This is a genomic window from Lysinibacillus sp. NPDC094177 (assembly GCF_050279145.1).
Lineage (GTDB): Bacteria > Bacillota > Bacilli > Bacillales_A > Planococcaceae > Lysinibacillus.
Map to the genome: position 1 here is coordinate 89,900 of NZ_JBNNTW010000008.1, position 16,182 is coordinate 106,081.

Here is a 16,182-nt window from a genome sequence, read left to right on the forward strand (position 1 = left end):
CACTGTATCATTAACTATCCTTAGATATTACAATATGTATATAGAGGGAATTTTTACTACTACCCCTTTTTAAAAATAGTTAGTCTAATAATTGACGTCTATGTAATAAGCAGTTACAATGAAGTTTGTGTAAAATAAACGCAGCAGTGGTATGAGCTTATTACTGTATTTTATTCCTCTATCTCGTTTAGTACATCTAAACAGATTCTAATAGATGGTGTATGTGTAACCTAACGGCTGCATAGGCGAAAATACATGAAAATAAAATGCGTATAAGAATGGGTACTACTGGTTTTTGTTTTACAACAAAAAAAACCAAATTTAAAGGAGGAGACAACAATATGTCTCGTTATACAGGTCCATCTTGGAAATTATCACGTCGTCTTGGTATCTCACTAAGCGGTACAGGTAAAGAAATCGAAAAACGCCCTTACGCACCAGGTCAACACGGTCCAAACCAACGTAAAAAATTATCAGAATACGGTTTACAACTTCAAGAAAAACAAAAACTTCGTCACATGTATGGTATGACTGAACGTCAATTCCGTACTGTATTTGACCGCGCTGGTAAAATGAAAGGTGTTCACGGTGAAAACTTCATGATCCTTCTTGAAACTCGCCTTGACAACTTAGTTTACCGTTTAGGTTTAGCTCGCACTCGTCGTGGAGCTCGTCAATTAGTAAACCACGGTCACGTTATGGTAGACGGTAAACGCGTTGATATCCCATCATTCAGCGTAAAACCAGGTCAAGCGATTTCTCTTCGTGAAAAATCTCAAAACCTTGCAGTAGTAGCAGAAGCAGTTGAAGTAAACAACTTCGTACCTGACTACTTAACATTCGATGCTGACAAAAAAGAAGGTACATTCACTCGCCTACCAGAGCGTTCTGAATTATCAGCTGAAATCAACGAAGCATTCATCGTAGAGTTCTACTCTCGTTAATTTTTTAACGTTAGATTACTTACGGTTCTTAAACCTCGCAACCTTGTTCCTACAAGTGTTTGCGGGGTTTTTGTTTATACTCAGATAATCAGAAATTTACGTTTTTATTTGGCGGGATTTTTGGGGAGCATTTTTTCACCTTAGCCAATTAAAAAATAGAATACGGACAAGTGTACACTAACTCAGGATTTATTCAATTTTCTACCACCCTTCCCAAAAGGATATTCTTCTCTAACTCCTTCTGCCTATAAGACTGAATCCATTGAAAAATAATATAAATCAACTTTTGTCCCCTTTTGAACATATTTTGATAATACCTCTTTGGAGAATTAGGATACTGTGTTGATCCTATTGCGATTAATTTACAAACAGGCAATAAATAGTGAAAAAAATCTGGTTCAAGTTGAATATAAAACATACAAATACAAATTTATCTGAATTTTATCAATTTTTGTTCAATTAATAGCAAAACTTGATTTTTAAACATTTATAGCTAATGATATGTTATTAATATACCCGGGAATAAGTAAAGTAGGAGGAAATACCATGCTAAAACTTTTATTAATATTTTAAATAGGAACTATTTTCAAGTAGCGAACTAGAAAATTTTATTCATCACTATTGAATATTTGAGTATTATCGAAAATAAAAAGGGGTATATCGACTACTATAACAATGAACGTATTAAACAGAAACTGGCTGGCATGAGTCCAGTAAAATACCGAACTTATGCCAGCCAATTAGCTGCATAATAAAAACTTTAACTTTAAGTGGGCACCACCAAAGAGTATCTTTTGCTACTTTTTTATTTTTTAGGTGAATTCCCTTTTATCTCTAACACAAAAAATATGATAGATAGTAGTGTTAATATGACTGGAAAAGCTTGATAGTCTACTGTATAAGCACCAGAAGAAAAATTCTTTAATAAACTCAAAAAAAGGAAAAGGCAAAATGCAAAACATAAAGAAATAGTACCTGCTATTAGTTTCATACAAATTACTCCTTTATTAAAATAATAATCTTGTAAATCGTATCTATATATAGTACATTATAGCGAAACTGAGAGAATTACAACAAAAAAAGGAAGGAAAGTGGTATTTTATGAAAACTTCTGTATTAAAATCTAATTTTTTCTACCTGTTTTTTGGTTGTTTAATTCTAATTGTGTTGTTTAGTCCAACATCTAGTGCTTCTGCTGAAAGTAATGAAGATTGGAATATTAAGTTATCAACAGATACACCATATTCTATTGAACAAGAGGATGGTTCGATACTATTTTTTGACAATGAATCTGATTATAATTTTTATTTGGATGAGCAAAATAAGCCTCAATCACGTTGTGCTACATGTAATCAGACTACACAAAAATTGGTTAGCAGTGAAACTAAATATTCGCAATTTATTAACTATCATCCAGTAACGCCTTATTGGAGTCCCGCTGAATATTATATGCTTTCTGTTTCTGATAGTTTTAGTGTAACAGGTTCTAAAATGGAAGGATGTAACTATATCCGTGAATGTTTCCAAATCTGTAGGGGCGAGTGCAAAAATTAATGCAGATCCTAAAGGTAAAAAAGAAAGTAGGTTGGGAATATATTCTGATATTTATTTCACTCGATATCATAATGTAACGAAAAACCCTGTTGGTCAGGTTATTAAATCTTATTATACTAATTTTGCTAGATCAGTAGGTGATCCTTCAGTGAAAGTTGTATATAGATAAGGGAAGGCTATATGTCTTCTTCTATGGTTTTATAGAAGAAAGTCACTCATTTTGAACTGCACCCCAAAAGTTAGACCAAAAATCTAACGATTGGGGTGTATTTATTTTGGCAAAGTACGATTATAAGTTTAAAAAGAAAGTTGTTGAAGCTTATTTTCAAGGTGAAGGTGGTTATAGACATTTAGCCATTCAATTTGGAATTTCAGGCATGGAGTGGTTAGGAGATGGGTTAAACAGGTGACTGCATTAGGATTTGATTCTCTTAGGAAACGCGAAAGACATGCAGGTTAAAGTCTAACTTTTGGGGTTCACTACAGGTGTAGTGACTTTCTTGACTTGAGTATTTACATTTAATCTTAACTTATCTATAAAACCATTTTATTTTACTTCTTTATTAAGTGCATACAGATTACTGTAACGGCGAAAACAGAAACTACTGCTCCAACTTTACTTTCAGGAATTACATACAAGGATTTTAATATAAAAGATATCATCTATATGATGTAGGAATAAGAAAAGACTGATTACTTAATCGGTCTTTTCTTTTCAGAATATCGTAAGTTTAAACTAACGCCTTTAGTTTAAAACGGATTTAAGTAACCTTTTAATATTATTTCACTCGATAGTAACCTCTGCAAAAAACTGAGTTCTTCGGTTTAATTGCAATTAAAAATGAATTAATAATATCTGAGGAGGAAATCAATAAGTTTATCCAACTTACAAATAATATAATTAATTTGATATTTCCTGATACATAGAATGACATAATGCCAGGGACTACCGATAATACAATAAAAGGCAAGCTCATAAAGACCCAAAATCTCGTTTTGGATAGGATTGCATTTGTATTTAGCCAAAAAAATACTCCGCTAAATGTTAAGCTAATATCACCTTTTTTGTTTATGACAAAAATGTGTAGACATTCGTGAATGATGAAGACAAAGATACCTATTATGATGAGTCGAAATATATTAATATGAGTGAACCCTGTTCCAAAGAAATATGGTATCAGAAAAATGATAATCTGAAGTAGATATACAAACTTCATATAATGTTTTCGATACCAATTATTCTGTATGAAAGGAGTCCATTTTGACAAATCCATACTTTCCGGTGGTAAGTGTCGAAACAAAGTTATCATAAGTATTCCTCTCCCTCATCATTTAACCCACTAACATTGAGGCAAAACTTTACAAATTTACATTTAGTTTAACACAAAATCCCATGAAAGCATTCGGAAAATTCTATTAAATATTTCTTGACACTAACTTTAATAATAAAACTATTAAATTTTAACAATAGCTGTGGTGATTGATTTGGATACAATTTCCCTCTCCAGCTTTTTACGTTTAGTTCGCAATATAAGCCCAACCATTAGGTAAAGCAATGTCGTAATAATACCTGCCGTTGGAGAAACAAGAAATTCCTTTCCCTGAGCAATTTTGATATATCCATCAAGAATAAGTGGATTCACAAGTGCATCTTCTGTCATATGCATAAGGACAAGTGGCCAAATACTTTTCGTCATTAAATAAATTTCTGTATACATTACTGTCCAACAGATCATCGTCATAATACCTATCAAGGCAAATAACCACCTATTTACAGGAAGTACACTGAAGATATCACTTTCTGATAAGAAGACTAAAAAATATGGTATATGCCAAGCTCCCCAAACGCCACCAACCATAAAATAAAACCAAAAATCATTTATTTTTAACGATGAAAGTTTACTTGTCAAATAACCTCTCCAAACTGATTCCTCAAAAAAATTTTTAACAAATTGAATCAGTAAACCACCCACGAAAACTGAAACTATTGTATCTAAATTAAAATCTGAAAAATCCATCCATCCAAATATATAGCTTAATAACAAAACTGTAGAAGTGATTAAAGGATAGATCAGGAGCGAGACAACATACCATTTTATGTTACCTTTCAAATTAGGTAATAAGCCTATATCGCGCCAACCATCTCCTGCAAAGGCACGTAACAATATAGTCGTCAGCAACGGTAATACAAGCCAAATTCCCATCCCAAGAGTATCACCTTTAGGCTGTTCAGTGATGAAACGGTCTACAAAAACACCAAGCCACCCACTTAGCAAAACAACAACTATAAAGATTATTAAATTCCGTTTAGTTTTCACTTTCAATCCACCTCCCTGTTTTCAAGTATCGAAATAACCCACATTGTATTGGGACAAGGTGTTTCGGGATGCAGTGCAATGTATTGAGCGATTCCTTGAATAGAACACCAAAATGCTACCGCAAGTGCTTCAGCATTTCCCTGTTTAATTTCACCTAGCAATTGCCCCTTCTCTATTAATGGAATACTCTTTTTTATCAATTTAGCTGCTTCAGTAAGCATTTCTTTTAAATCTTCCGACAAGGAATCAAGATGTTGTGCATTCTCCATAAGCACAAACATTTTTGCTGCAGACGAGTTTGTATTGATCATGTCAAACATATCCTCAGCAGCCGCTGTAAATATTGCTAATGGTGATTCATCAATAAAATTAAAGTCCACCTTAAGTCTTTCACAACCAATGCGAATTAGCTCTTCATAAAGCTTTTCCTTAGAGTCAAAATAATGAAAAAGCAACCCCATGCTCATGTCAGCAGCTTTAGCAATATCAGCAACTTTCGTTTCACCATACCCCTTCCGAATAAACAAGTCTAATGCTGTTTGTAAAATCAAAGCTCTTCGTTGTTCTTTTTGTTCATGTCTAATCGACATTTCTTCCACCCCTTTATTGAGATTATTTTCATTGAAATTTTATTCAATAAAATTGTAAATATCCCTGTAAAGCGCCTAAAAAACAACTTTTTTACGCCTTCGTGGCTAACATCCTGTCGCTACGTTTTCGCACAGAAGACATTTGTTTCCCCGCCGCCCGCAGGAAGCTTTGCTCTGTGCGAAAGCGAAGCGTCAGCAACAATGTTTTATCTGTGCGAAAGCGAAGCGTCAGCAACAATGTTTTATCTGTGCGAAAGCGAAGCGTCAGCAACAATGTTTTATCTGTGCGAAAGCGAAGCGGCAGCGATAAAAGCGCTCAGTCGGAACGGAAATCAACCTTACGTTATGATGAAAACCAATACTGGGTATACGGTCATTCTTTATTTACTTCTCGCATTATGAAATTCTTTATACATTTTAAAAAGAAAGAGAGATTTATTTTTAATATTCTTATAATTTTGACTATTTTATGTACTTTAAAATAATAATTACTCAATTAAAAAACCACTTTATCACTACTATAATATTAAAAACAAATTATCAGTTATTTACTATTCAATACTTCTTTAAAATAGAACCATATTCCAAAAAATATATTTTACTTTCATAGGAAAACAATTTTTAAAACGTTTTCAAATCAACGCTCCTAGACAACCTAAGATTCTATCATATCAAAAACCAATCTAACTTTTTTGTAAAATAATAACAAGAATAAAATTAATAATTTTAATAAAAATACGAGTTGAACTTTTACAAAGAATAGAATAACATGAATTTCGAAAGGTGGTTCGCCATCATTCAAGCAATAACAATTATTTTAAAGGGGTTGGAAATATGTCAGACGTTCTAAAGCAATTTGTTATGCCGAAAACAAACTTATTTGGATCTGGAGCAATTCAAGAAGTTGGTAAACGCTTAAATGATTTAGAAGTGAAAAAGACATTGATCGTAACAGATGAGGGCTTACACAAATTAGGTCTCTCTGAACAAATTGCTAACATCATTATAGCTGCTGGAATTGATGTAGCAATTTTCCCGAAAGCAGAACCAAATCCAACAGATCAAAACATTGAAGATGGGATTGCAGTGTATCATGCTGAAAACTGCGATTCAATCGTTTCTCTTGGAGGAGGTAGCGCACACGATGCAGCAAAGGGTATCGGACTTATTGCTTCGAATGGCGGACGCATTCATGATTACGAGGGCGTTGACAAATCACAAAACCCACTGGTGCCATTAATCGCTATCAACACAACTGCTGGTACAGCAAGTGAAATGACTCGCTTCACAATTATCACGGATACAGCTCGTAAAGTGAAGATGGCCATCGTGGACAAACATGTTACTCCACTACTATCGATTAATGACCCAGAGCTAATGATTGGCTTACCTCCTGCTCTAACTGCGGCAACTGGTTTAGATGCATTAACACATGCAATCGAATCATTTGTATCGACAAACGCAACACCAATTACTGATGCATGTGCGGAAAAGGTACTTCAGCTAGTTCCTGAATATTTACCACGTGCCTATGCAAACGGTGCAGATTTAGAAGCTCGTGAGCAAATGGTTTACGCACAATTTTTAGCAGGCATGGCGTTTAATAATGCATCACTTGGCTATGTACATGCAATTGCCCACCAATTAGGTGGCTTCTATAATCTACCACACGGTGTATGTAATGCTATTTTATTGCCACATGTTTGCCGCTTCAACTTAACAGCACGTACTGAGCGTTTTGCAAGAATTGCTGAATTATTAGGCGAAAACGTTGAAGGGTTAAGTAAACGTGATGCTGCTGAAAAAGCGATTACAGCAATTGAAAACCTCTCTAAAGATTTAAACATTCCAAGTGGCTTCCGCGAATTAGGTGCGAAGGATGAGGATATTGAAATCTTAGCGAAAAATGCAATGTTAGATGTATGTGCTGCAACAAACCCACGTAAAGCAACTTTAGAAGATATTAAACAAATCATTACAAATGCGATGGGCCCTGTAGCGGAAAAAGAAGAATCACTCGAAGCTATCGCACTTTCTTAATAAGTAATCAGAAGGCATGTCTCTTGTAGGCATGTCTTTTTTATTAAGGACAAAATTCGGTCATTGTATGTGTCTCCAACACTCGCTATACTTTTCTTAAAAAGAATTGGAGATAAGAAGATGCGTTTAATCTCAATTTGTCCTAGTAATACCGAGCTTGTTGCTTATTTAGGTCTGACTGATCAGCTTGTGGGTGTCGATGATTTTTCGGATTGGCCACTAGCAGTAAAAGACTTACCTCAGCTTGGCCCAGATTTATCAATTGATATGGATGCATTAGAGGCGTTGCAGCCTGATCTTGTACTCGCATCCTTAAGTGTCCCTGGCATGGAAAAAAATATTGAAGCGTTACAGGCTAGAAATATTCCTCATATTGTTTTTAATGCTAATTCTTTAGAGGAAATCGCACAGGATCTCCATACTTTAGGTAAAGCCTGCGGTGTTGAAGGGCGTGCAAAAGAAATTTCTGAGGAATATTTACATTGTATTGATCGACTTCGCACAGCTGCTCAAACGATTCCTAAAAAACCTACCCTCTATTGGGAGTGGTGGCCAAACCCTATCTTTACACCAGGTAAAATAAATTGGCTAACTGAAATTAGTGCCATTGCTGGTGGGCAAAATCTGTTTCAAGATGTAGAACTAGCAAGCGTCCAAACCGATTGGGATGATGTAGTAAGGCGCGACCCAGACTATATTATGATGGCTTGGGTAGGAGTTGCCTTTGAGCGTATTCAACCGGCTAATCTATTAAAACGTTCACATGCGCAGGAGCTACAAGCCGTTAAAATGGAACAGCTTCATGTAATGGAGGAATGGCTTTATTGTCGCCCATCACCACGCCTCATAGAGGGTGCATTAAAGCTTGCAAATTTGCTTCACCCCAAAGAATATGAGCACATAAAGCTTCCTAGTTTTTTAGATAGTTAAAACGAAACAATATGTCAGTGGCATTGTCGTACTAAATAAAGTGTGGCTGTTCAGCAAAGCGAGGGGGTAATTTAGCGTATATTTTCTGGCATGTTACTTATTTATAGTGATAAACGCAGCATCAGCGCATGCAAAGCTAAGGTAGCAGCTAAACGTTCGCCCATAGGAGAGCGCATAAAGATTTCCTTGACCATTTTTCAACCAAAAGAAACATCCCCTCAAATTCCGAGGGGATGTTTAACATGTTTGTTCGGATTAAACAAACTTCACCATATGGTATTTTTTCTTGCCGCGACGAACAATGCTGAATGCATCTTCTAAACGATCTTTGCCGTCGATTACATATTCTACTTCAGTGACCTTTTCACCGTTCACGCTAATCGCACCATTTGTTACGTCTTCACGAGCTTGGCGTTTTGAAGGTGAAATACCCGCTTCCACTAGTAAGTCCACAATGTTTTTATCTTCTTTCGCCATTTCAATAGAAGGAACATCTTTAAATGCATCTTTCATCTCATCAGCAGAAAGTGCTTTTAAGTCACCAGAGAATAAAGCAGCTGTAATGCGGATTGCTTGGTCTAATGCTTCTTGACCATGAATTAAGCGAGTCATTTCTTCAGCTAGTGCTTTTTGTGCCTTACGCAAATGTGGTTCTTCTTCTACAGATACTGCTAAAGCTTCGATTTCCTCACGAGAAAGGAATGTGAATATTTTTAAGTATTTTACAACGTCAGCATCCGCAGCATTAATCCAGAATTGGTAGAACTCGTATGGAGATGTTTTCTTACCATCTAACCATACAGCACCACCTGCTGTTTTACCAAATTTTGTACCATCTGCTTTCGTTACTAAAGGAATTGTTATACCAAAAGCTTTTGTCTCTTCCTCATGTGTTTTACGAATAACTTCTAAACCAGTTGTAATATTCCCCCACTGGTCAGAGCCACCTACTTGAATGCGACAGTTATAATGGTTGTATAAATGATTGTAATCAATACCTTGAATTAATGTATATGCAAACTCAGTAAATGAAATCCCTGTATCAAGTCGTGATGCAATCGTATCCTTTGCTAACATGTAGTTCACGTTAATTAACTTCCCATAATCACGTAAAAACTCAATCGTATTAATATTGCCAATCCAGTCACGGTTATTAACTAACTGAGCACCATTACCATCTTCTGCAAAGTCAAAAATACGCTCTAATTGACTACGGATACCTTGAACGTTTTTATCAATTTGCTCAACTGTTTGTAATTGACGTTCTTCAGAGCGACCAGATGGATCTCCAATCATACCAGTCGCACCACCAACTAACAAAATTGGACGGTGACCTGCTTTTTGGAATCGACGTAGCGTTAAAAGGGGCACAATATGCCCAATATGCATTGAATCAGCAGTTGGATCAACACCACAGTATAAAGATACCGATTGCTCATCTAATAATTTAGCCATACCTTCAGCATCAGTTTGTTGGTATAACAATCCTCGCCATTCTAAGTCTTGTAATAATTCGTTCGTCATTTTAATTCCTCCTAAGTGTTTGATATTCCGTGTAGGGAGAAACAAAAAAGTCCCCACACGCAAAACATTGCATGCAGGGACGTTAATAACTAACGCGGTACCACCCGGCTTGAAGATGTTATCCATCTTCCTCTTCATTCAACCGCCTTTATCGCAGGCGCGCACGTCTAAGCTCCAAGCACGTAATTCGTCTCTACATTATGACCAGCTTTCACCAACCGCTGGCTCTCTAAACAGGGAATATAGACACTACTGCAAGCTTTTCATCACTAGAAAACTATAAGCATTATTCTATACGATTCTTTTTCATTGTCAATAACTATGTTCGACCTAAATCAATATGTGCTATAATAGACAAGATTTTAGGAGGTCGATACATTGAAAGATTGGATTGAGAAAATCAATGCAAAGATCGATGAATTAATTCAACAAAAATGGATGAAGAAATTACGTATTTCAGGAAGTGTTGCCTGGAACTTATTTTTACTATTTTTAGTCTTTGCATTGGTAGGCACTGTATTTGCAGGTTCAGTTGGCGCCGGCTATTTTGCTTCACTTGTAAAAGAAGAGCCACTACGCTCAAAGGAAGAATTACGAAATGAAATTTTTAACTACGATTCAACAAGTGAGATTTATTTTGCCAACGATATTTATATCGGAAAATTACGTACAGATTTAGATCGTCGAGCAACAACATTAAACAATGTCGCACCTAATGTTATTAATGCGGTATTAGCAACAGAGGACGAGTACTTTCGTGAACATAACGGAATCGTTCCGAAGGCAGTCATCCGCGGACTACTTCAAGACGTAACAAACTCTTCCACTCAAACTGGTGGTTCTACACTAACACAGCAGCTTATTAAAAACCAAGTCTTAACAAATGAAGTATCCTATGAACGAAAAGCAAAAGAACTTTTACTTGCGATGCGTTTAGAGCACTTTATGACAAAGGAAGAAATTTTAGAGGCCTATTTAAACATAATTCCTTATGGCCGTAACTCTTCCGGTCGAAACATCGCAGGAGTTGAAACAGCTGCTGAAGGTATTTTCAATGTAAAAGCAAAAGATTTAACGCTTCCTCAAGCAGCGTATATTGCTGGTATTCCTCAAGCACCGTTTACTTACACACCTTTTACAAATACAGGTGCACTTAAAAGTAAAGAAGCTCTTCAACTGGGTGTTGATCGTATGAAAATAGTACTTTATCGTATGAAAGACGCAGGTTACATTAACGAAGCTCAATATAAAGAAGCACTCGCTTATGATATTACTGCTGATTTCCGTTCACCAGAGATGCGCTCGGAGGATCGCTACCCATGGCTAACATATGAGCTTGAAAGTCGTGCGACAGAAATTATTGCTGAAAAACTAGCAGAAAAAGATGGTATTGATCCAGAACGCTTAAAAAATGAAAAGAAATTAAAAGATAAGTATACGATCCTAGCAGATCGTGATGTCCGCTCAAAAGGTTATCGAATCTATTCAACTATTAATAAAGATATGTACGATTCGATGCAAAAAACAGCGGAAAACTTTAAAAATTACGGTCATACATACACCGTTAAAGACAAGGATCCTGTAACAGGTGAAGAAGTTGATGTTCAAATGCCTGTACAGGTTGGCAGTATTTTAATTGAAAATAATACTGGACGTATTTTAAGCTTTGTCGGTGGTCGTGACTTTGAATTAAAAAAATATAACTATGCTACACAGGCAAAACGCTCAAATGGCTCAACTATGAAGCCATTACTCGTATATGCACCTGCAATAGAATACGGTGTAATTGGTGCAGGTAGCCCGTTAGTCGACGTAAAATTCTCTAAGGGCGGCTGGAGTCCGAGCAACTATATTACTAGTGATGAGCGAGGAATTATACCTGCACGTGAAGCATTAGCAAATTCACAAAACTTATCAGCTTTACGTCTATATTATGATATTCTTAACAGACGTCCTGCCGATTATTTAGTAAAAATGGGGATCACAAGCTTACAGCCTGATGACTTCACAAACCTTGCAGCTGGGATTGGTGCAGTAAAAGATGGTATTACTGTTGAAGAGAACACCAATGCCTTTGCAACCTTCGCAAACGGCGGACAATTTATTGACGCATATATGATTGATAGAATTGAAGATCAAAATGGAAATATCATATATAAACACGAAGTTAAACCTGAACAAGTATTTAGTCCTGAAACTTCTTATATCGTTACAGATATGTTACGAGATGTGTTAACAAAAGGAACTGGTACAGTTGCAAGAAATACGCTGAAATTCTCTGCTGACTTTGCCGCTAAAACAGGTACTTCACAAAATTATAAAGACGTTTGGCTAGTTGGCTATAACCCGAATGTTTCTCTTGGTGTATGGATGGGTTATGATAACAATCAATCACTGTATACATTTAATAATACGTATCAGCAGCCTAGCGTGCGAATTAACAAGCTATGGGGAACATTAATGAATTCTGTGTATGATGTCGATCCACAATTAATTGCCCCTAAAACTAGATTTAAGCAACCGAAAAACGTTGTCACTGCATCATTCTGTGGTATTTCTGGTTTAGCGCCTTCTGCAGCATGTGCTAATGCTGGTCTCGTGCGCTCTGATTTATTTAACGCGAAAGTATTTTTACCTTCTCAGCCTGATGATAGCTTAGCTTCCTCAAGCGTCGTTACGATTAAAGGTAAAACCTATAATGCACTCTCTAACACACCGCCAGAATTTGTAAAACCAGGTGGTGCAGGTATTAATCAAGCATTTATTAAACGAATGCTAGGCAGACTTGGCGGTAACCCAGCAAGCCTATTACCAAAAAATTCGACATTATCGAATTCATCGGTATCAGCTGTTGATTTCCCGGCAGATAATAATCCGCCAGCAGCAGTAACTGCTTCAATTAATGGCAATACATTATCTTGGACTGGCTCTTCAAATGATGTAGTCGGATACAGAGTATATAAAGTAACAAACGGTGGTAGAACTCTTGTCGGATCAGTGCTTGAATCATCACAAAGCATGACAGTAGCAAGTGGTCAAGCCTATGTTGTTGTCGCTGTAGATATTACAGGTTTAACTTCATCGCAATCCAATAGCGTTTCTACTGGTGGTAGTGCCGATGAAAAACTACCTGAACAAGACAATCAAGAAAAAGTTCCACCAACTACTCCACCTACTAACGGAAATGACTCAAACCATAATGGAAACGGATCGGAAAATGGTAATGGGTCTAGTAGTAGTAACGGGAATGGCTCGAATAACGGAAACGGATCGAATAACGGCAATGGTTCCGGGAATAACGGAAATGGCTCAAATAACGGTAACGGTTCCGGGAATAACGGGAATGGCTCAAATAACGGTAACGGTTCCGGGAATAACGGGAATAGCTCAAATAACGGTAACGGTTCTGGGAATAACGGGGATGGCTCTAACGGAGGAAATAACGGAAATACAACTCCACCGCCTGACCCACCTACCCAATAATACACAGGCATACTACAATTACTTTTTTAATTGTAGTATGCCTGTTTTTTTGTCATTATAAAGGGGACTACTAATTTGAAGGAGTGGGGATAATTGGACATTTTAATTTTAGGAGGCACTCGCTTTTTTGGTAAAAAGCTTGTTGAACTTTGTCTTCAAAATGGTCATAGTGTGACTATTTTAACACGTGGTCAAAGTGGAAATCCTTTTGGTACAAAAGTGAAACAGCTAGTTGTTAATCGAGATGATGCCGATTCGTTGTCACAGGCACTATCAAGTCCAACATGGGATATTGTCTATGATAATATTTGCTATTCTCCCAATGAAGCTCTTAAGATATGTGAAATTTTAAAGGGTAAAACGAAAAAATTCGTTTTTACATCTACTCTATCAACCTACGAAATAGATGGCAGTATCAAAACCGAAGAAGATTTTAATCCCTATGATTATGAAGTTCGGATGGGGAACCGTGAAGATTTTTCATATGGTGAGGGTAAGCGTCAAGCAGAGGCAGTACTTTTCAAAGAGGCTACATTCCCTGTTGTTGCTGTACGTTTCCCGATTGTTATGGGTGAGAACGACTATACACGCCGTTTACATTTTCATGTTGAACGAATTATACAGGAACAGCCTATTTCATTACCAAATATTGATGCAAAGATGAGCTTTATTACGGATGAAGAAGCAGCTGCATTTTTGTATTTTGCTGGTATTACACCAATTGAAGGACCTTATAATGCAACAGCTACAGGCGCAGTTTCGTTAAAGGATTTACTGGGGCTTATTGAAGAAACAACCGGAAAGCATGCAAAAATTTCTCTGGTAGGTGGCGATGAAATGTCGCAGTCACCATACGGGGTTCCAGCAGATTGGTATATGACAACTACAAAAGCAGAAGCTGCAGGCTTTACATTTAGTCAACTCCACGATTGGCTCCCTACTCTTGTGAAAACATTAGTAAAAGAGCTGCAATAAAGTGAAACTTTAATCGGTGGGGTGTTCTTTACCCCACTGATTATTAGTCTTCACCAATCGGATATTTACGGGCAGTTAGCCTCCACTAATTTCTTTGTTCTCATTGAATTTAAAGCGGGGGGACCTGACGCTTCTCTTTTGATACAGATAAATTACTGCCCGTTAATGCGGGATAAAATTTTACTAAACTACCCAGTAGTTTGCGGATGGCATTTGTTAAAACGTAAACCATGTAAGTTGATTGGAGTGGAGGCTGGGCGACTCCTTGGGGATCAGCAATAGAGGAACGAAGGCTAAAACCATCACGTCCTGTGATAACGCCTTCGTGACCTACATCGTGTAGGTCCAAGCGGCTCATCGGACGCCCCCAGGAAGCTCTGCTCTGCGCGAAAGCGAAGCGGCAGCGATAAAAGCGCCCAGCCGGAACGGAAATCAACCACACGTTATGGTGATAAGTCTTTTTTGATTAGCTATTAAAAATCTGCTAGACTTCTCACAAAAGAAAGTCTAGCAGATTCATTTTTTATCGTTTTTAATTTGACCTGATACTACAACAGTATCGTTTTTAAAATCTCAATTGCTTCATCGATTTCTGCTTTTGATACGGTTAATGGAGGTAATAGACGAATAACATTTGGTCCTGCACCTACTAATAATAAGCCGTTTTCCTCTGCTGCGGCTATATACGAGGCAACTTCGATATCTCCACAGCCAATGCCAAGAAGCAAGCCCTGGCCCTGTACAGTATACGTAGAAGGTAGATTAGCTTTCAAATGCTCAACAAAATACGTGGATAGCTCTTGTACATTTTGTAAAAAAGCAGGTTCAAAAACATGCTCAAGCACGGTTTCAGCAACACTCATTGCAAGTGGGTTCCCACCGAATGTTGTCCCATGTGTGCCAGGACTAAATGTATCATATAGCTCAGCTGTTCCAAGCATCCCACCGACAGGGAAACCACCACCTAGCCCTTTTGCCAATGTCACAATATTTGGTTTTAAAATCGTTTGCTCATATGCATATCTTGTTCCTGTTCGTCCAATACCTGTTTGAACCTCGTCGATAATTAATAATATGCCTTTGTCATCACAGGCTTTAGCGATTGCTGTTGCGAATTCCGGAGATACACTGTTTACACCGCCCTCACCTTGAATCATTTCCAGCATAATAGCCGCGACAGAATCATCAATCGTTGCTTCAAGTGCTGCCACATCATTAAAAGGAAGAATTGTAAATTTTTCAACAAGTGGTCCGAAGCCATTATGTATCTTGCCCTGACCTGTTGCCGACATCGCTCCAAAAGTTCGCCCATGAAAGGATTTCTCAAAAGTAATAATATGACTTTTCCCTGTATGCTTACGTGCAAGCTTGATGGCCGCTTCATTCGCTTCCGCACCGCTATTACAGAAAAATGCATAAGAAAAATGTGTATCTGCTATTAATCTTTGCGCGACCTTCTCCTGACCAGGAATATCAAATAAATTAGAAATATGCCAAAGCTTTTTACTTTGATCATGAATAGCCTTTACAATGGCAGGATGTGCATGACCAAGACTCACTACTGCGATTCCACTTGTAAAATCTAAATATTTTTTCCCAGCAGAATCTTCGACAACAGTTCCTTGCCCTTTGACAATTTGGGCGCGGCGTTTGCCATAGTTTCCAAATAAAGCACTCATTTTATCAACCCCTACTAAGTTTGCTATAACAATCATCTTCTCTAAACAACTATATTGCTACCTCTATGCCATTAGAACGGTCAATCTTATCTATGAAGAAGAATGACTGTACTGAGTGAGGATGAAGGGAAACTTTAGTCATTCG

The 16,182-nt window shown here is 37.1% G+C and carries 14 protein-coding genes, 1 pseudogene and 1 other annotated feature; of the genes and pseudogenes, 8 read left to right on the plus strand and 7 right to left on the minus strand.

Translation table 11 applies throughout. From position 1 onward, the window contains the following. Positions 1-341 precede the first annotated feature (341 nt). Both rpsD and ACQKNC_RS14390 read left to right on the plus strand, forming a co-directional pair. Positions 342-944: a 30S ribosomal protein S4 gene (rpsD, locus tag ACQKNC_RS14385; protein WP_427425517.1), complete on the plus strand. Its 603-nt coding sequence runs from the start codon at positions 342-344 to the stop codon at positions 942-944. Positions 945-1,600: 656 nt separating this feature from the next. After that, positions 1,601-1,696 (plus strand): annotated as a pseudogene (locus tag ACQKNC_RS14390) (IS3 family transposase); the annotation flags it as partial. 53 nt (positions 1,697-1,749) lie between these two features. On the opposite strand, the gene ACQKNC_RS14395 reads toward ACQKNC_RS14390, so the two are convergent. After that, on the minus strand, positions 1,750-1,935 hold the full coding sequence (locus ACQKNC_RS14395) for a hypothetical protein (protein ID WP_427425518.1): 186 nt from the start codon (positions 1,933-1,935) through the stop codon (positions 1,750-1,752). Between the two features lie 110 nt (positions 1,936-2,045). Here ACQKNC_RS14395 and ACQKNC_RS14400 point away from each other — a divergent pair, with 110 nt between their 5' ends. Further along, positions 2,046-2,498 carry a hypothetical protein gene (locus ACQKNC_RS14400; RefSeq protein ID WP_427425519.1) on the plus strand — a complete coding sequence of 151 codons (453 nt, stop codon included), beginning with the start codon at positions 2,046-2,048 and terminating at the stop codon, positions 2,496-2,498. 275 nt (positions 2,499-2,773) lie between these two features. Beyond that, complete coding sequence (locus ACQKNC_RS14405) at positions 2,774-2,908, plus strand: hypothetical protein (RefSeq protein ID WP_427425520.1); 135 nt, start codon at positions 2,774-2,776, stop codon at positions 2,906-2,908. Positions 2,909-3,277: 369 nt separating this feature from the next. Here the strand turns inward: ACQKNC_RS14405 and ACQKNC_RS14410 are convergent, their stop codons facing one another. From ACQKNC_RS14410 to ACQKNC_RS14420, 3 genes are all read right to left on the minus strand, one after another. Beyond that, complete coding sequence (locus ACQKNC_RS14410) at positions 3,278-3,772, minus strand: DUF3267 domain-containing protein (RefSeq protein WP_427425600.1); 495 nt, start codon at positions 3,770-3,772, stop codon at positions 3,278-3,280. Positions 3,773-3,952: 180 nt separating this feature from the next. Further along, on the minus strand, positions 3,953-4,816 hold the full coding sequence (locus ACQKNC_RS14415) for a CPBP family glutamic-type intramembrane protease (protein WP_427425521.1): 864 nt from the start codon (positions 4,814-4,816) through the stop codon (positions 3,953-3,955). A gap of 2 nt (positions 4,817-4,818) precedes the next feature. Next, positions 4,819-5,406, minus strand: a complete 588-nt coding sequence (locus ACQKNC_RS14420; protein ID WP_427425522.1) for a TetR/AcrR family transcriptional regulator — start codon at positions 5,404-5,406, stop codon at positions 4,819-4,821. 834 nt (positions 5,407-6,240) lie between these two features. On the opposite strand from ACQKNC_RS14420, the gene ACQKNC_RS14425 reads away from it, so the two are divergent. After that, complete coding sequence (locus ACQKNC_RS14425) at positions 6,241-7,446, plus strand: iron-containing alcohol dehydrogenase (RefSeq protein ID WP_427425523.1); 1,206 nt, start codon at positions 6,241-6,243, stop codon at positions 7,444-7,446. A gap of 120 nt (positions 7,447-7,566) precedes the next feature. After that, positions 7,567-8,376: a cobalamin-binding protein gene (locus ACQKNC_RS14430; protein ID WP_427425524.1), complete on the plus strand. Its 810-nt coding sequence runs from the start codon at positions 7,567-7,569 to the stop codon at positions 8,374-8,376. Between the two features lie 255 nt (positions 8,377-8,631). On the opposite strand, the gene tyrS is transcribed toward ACQKNC_RS14430, so the two are convergent. Further along, positions 8,632-9,900 (minus strand): tyrosine--tRNA ligase, encoded by a 1,269-nt coding sequence (tyrS, locus tag ACQKNC_RS14435; RefSeq protein ID WP_427425525.1) that lies wholly within the window; start codon positions 9,898-9,900, stop codon positions 8,632-8,634. 72 nt (positions 9,901-9,972) lie between these two features. After that, positions 9,973-10,176 (minus strand) — a binding site (T-box leader). A gap of 102 nt (positions 10,177-10,278) precedes the next feature. Here tyrS and ACQKNC_RS14440 point away from each other — a divergent pair. Beyond that, positions 10,279-13,383, plus strand: a complete 3,105-nt coding sequence (locus tag ACQKNC_RS14440; protein WP_427425526.1) for a transglycosylase domain-containing protein — start codon at positions 10,279-10,281, stop codon at positions 13,381-13,383. Positions 13,384-13,476: 93 nt separating this feature from the next. Then, positions 13,477-14,358, plus strand: a complete 882-nt coding sequence (locus tag ACQKNC_RS14445) for an NAD-dependent epimerase/dehydratase family protein (protein ID WP_427425527.1) — start codon at positions 13,477-13,479, stop codon at positions 14,356-14,358. 109 nt (positions 14,359-14,467) lie between these two features. Here ACQKNC_RS14445 and ACQKNC_RS14450 read toward each other — a convergent pair whose 3' ends face one another. Both ACQKNC_RS14450 and ACQKNC_RS14455 read right to left on the minus strand, forming a co-directional pair. Further along, positions 14,468-14,716: a hypothetical protein gene (locus tag ACQKNC_RS14450; RefSeq protein ID WP_427425528.1), complete on the minus strand. Its 249-nt coding sequence runs from the start codon at positions 14,714-14,716 to the stop codon at positions 14,468-14,470. A 190-nt stretch (positions 14,717-14,906) separates the two neighbouring features. Next, positions 14,907-16,037 carry an acetylornithine transaminase gene (locus tag ACQKNC_RS14455; protein ID WP_427425529.1) on the minus strand — a complete coding sequence of 377 codons (1,131 nt, stop codon included), beginning with the start codon at positions 16,035-16,037 and terminating at the stop codon, positions 14,907-14,909. Positions 16,038-16,182: the final 145 nt, after the last annotated feature.

Excerpts from the sequence above, each read along its gene's own strand:
- rpsD (WP_427425517.1), top strand. The coding sequence starts at position 342 with ATGTCTCGTTATACAGGTCCATCTTGGAAATTATCACGTCGTCTTGGT.
- ACQKNC_RS14395 (WP_427425518.1), bottom strand. The coding sequence starts at position 1,935 with ATGAAACTAATAGCAGGTACTATTTCTTTATGTTTTGCATTTTGCCTT.
- ACQKNC_RS14400 (WP_427425519.1), top strand. The coding sequence starts at position 2,046 with ATGAAAACTTCTGTATTAAAATCTAATTTTTTCTACCTGTTTTTTGGT.
- ACQKNC_RS14410 (WP_427425600.1), bottom strand. The coding sequence starts at position 3,772 with ATGGATTTGTCAAAATGGACTCCTTTCATACAGAATAATTGGTATCGA.
- ACQKNC_RS14420 (WP_427425522.1), bottom strand. The coding sequence starts at position 5,406 with ATGTCGATTAGACATGAACAAAAAGAACAACGAAGAGCTTTGATTTTA.
- ACQKNC_RS14425 (WP_427425523.1), top strand. The coding sequence starts at position 6,241 with ATGTCAGACGTTCTAAAGCAATTTGTTATGCCGAAAACAAACTTATTT.
- ACQKNC_RS14430 (WP_427425524.1), top strand. The coding sequence starts at position 7,567 with ATGCGTTTAATCTCAATTTGTCCTAGTAATACCGAGCTTGTTGCTTAT.
- tyrS (WP_427425525.1), bottom strand. The coding sequence starts at position 9,900 with ATGACGAACGAATTATTACAAGACTTAGAATGGCGAGGATTGTTATAC.
- ACQKNC_RS14450 (WP_427425528.1), bottom strand. The coding sequence starts at position 14,716 with ATGAGCCGCTTGGACCTACACGATGTAGGTCACGAAGGCGTTATCACA.
- ACQKNC_RS14455 (WP_427425529.1), bottom strand. The coding sequence starts at position 16,037 with ATGAGTGCTTTATTTGGAAACTATGGCAAACGCCGCGCCCAAATTGTC.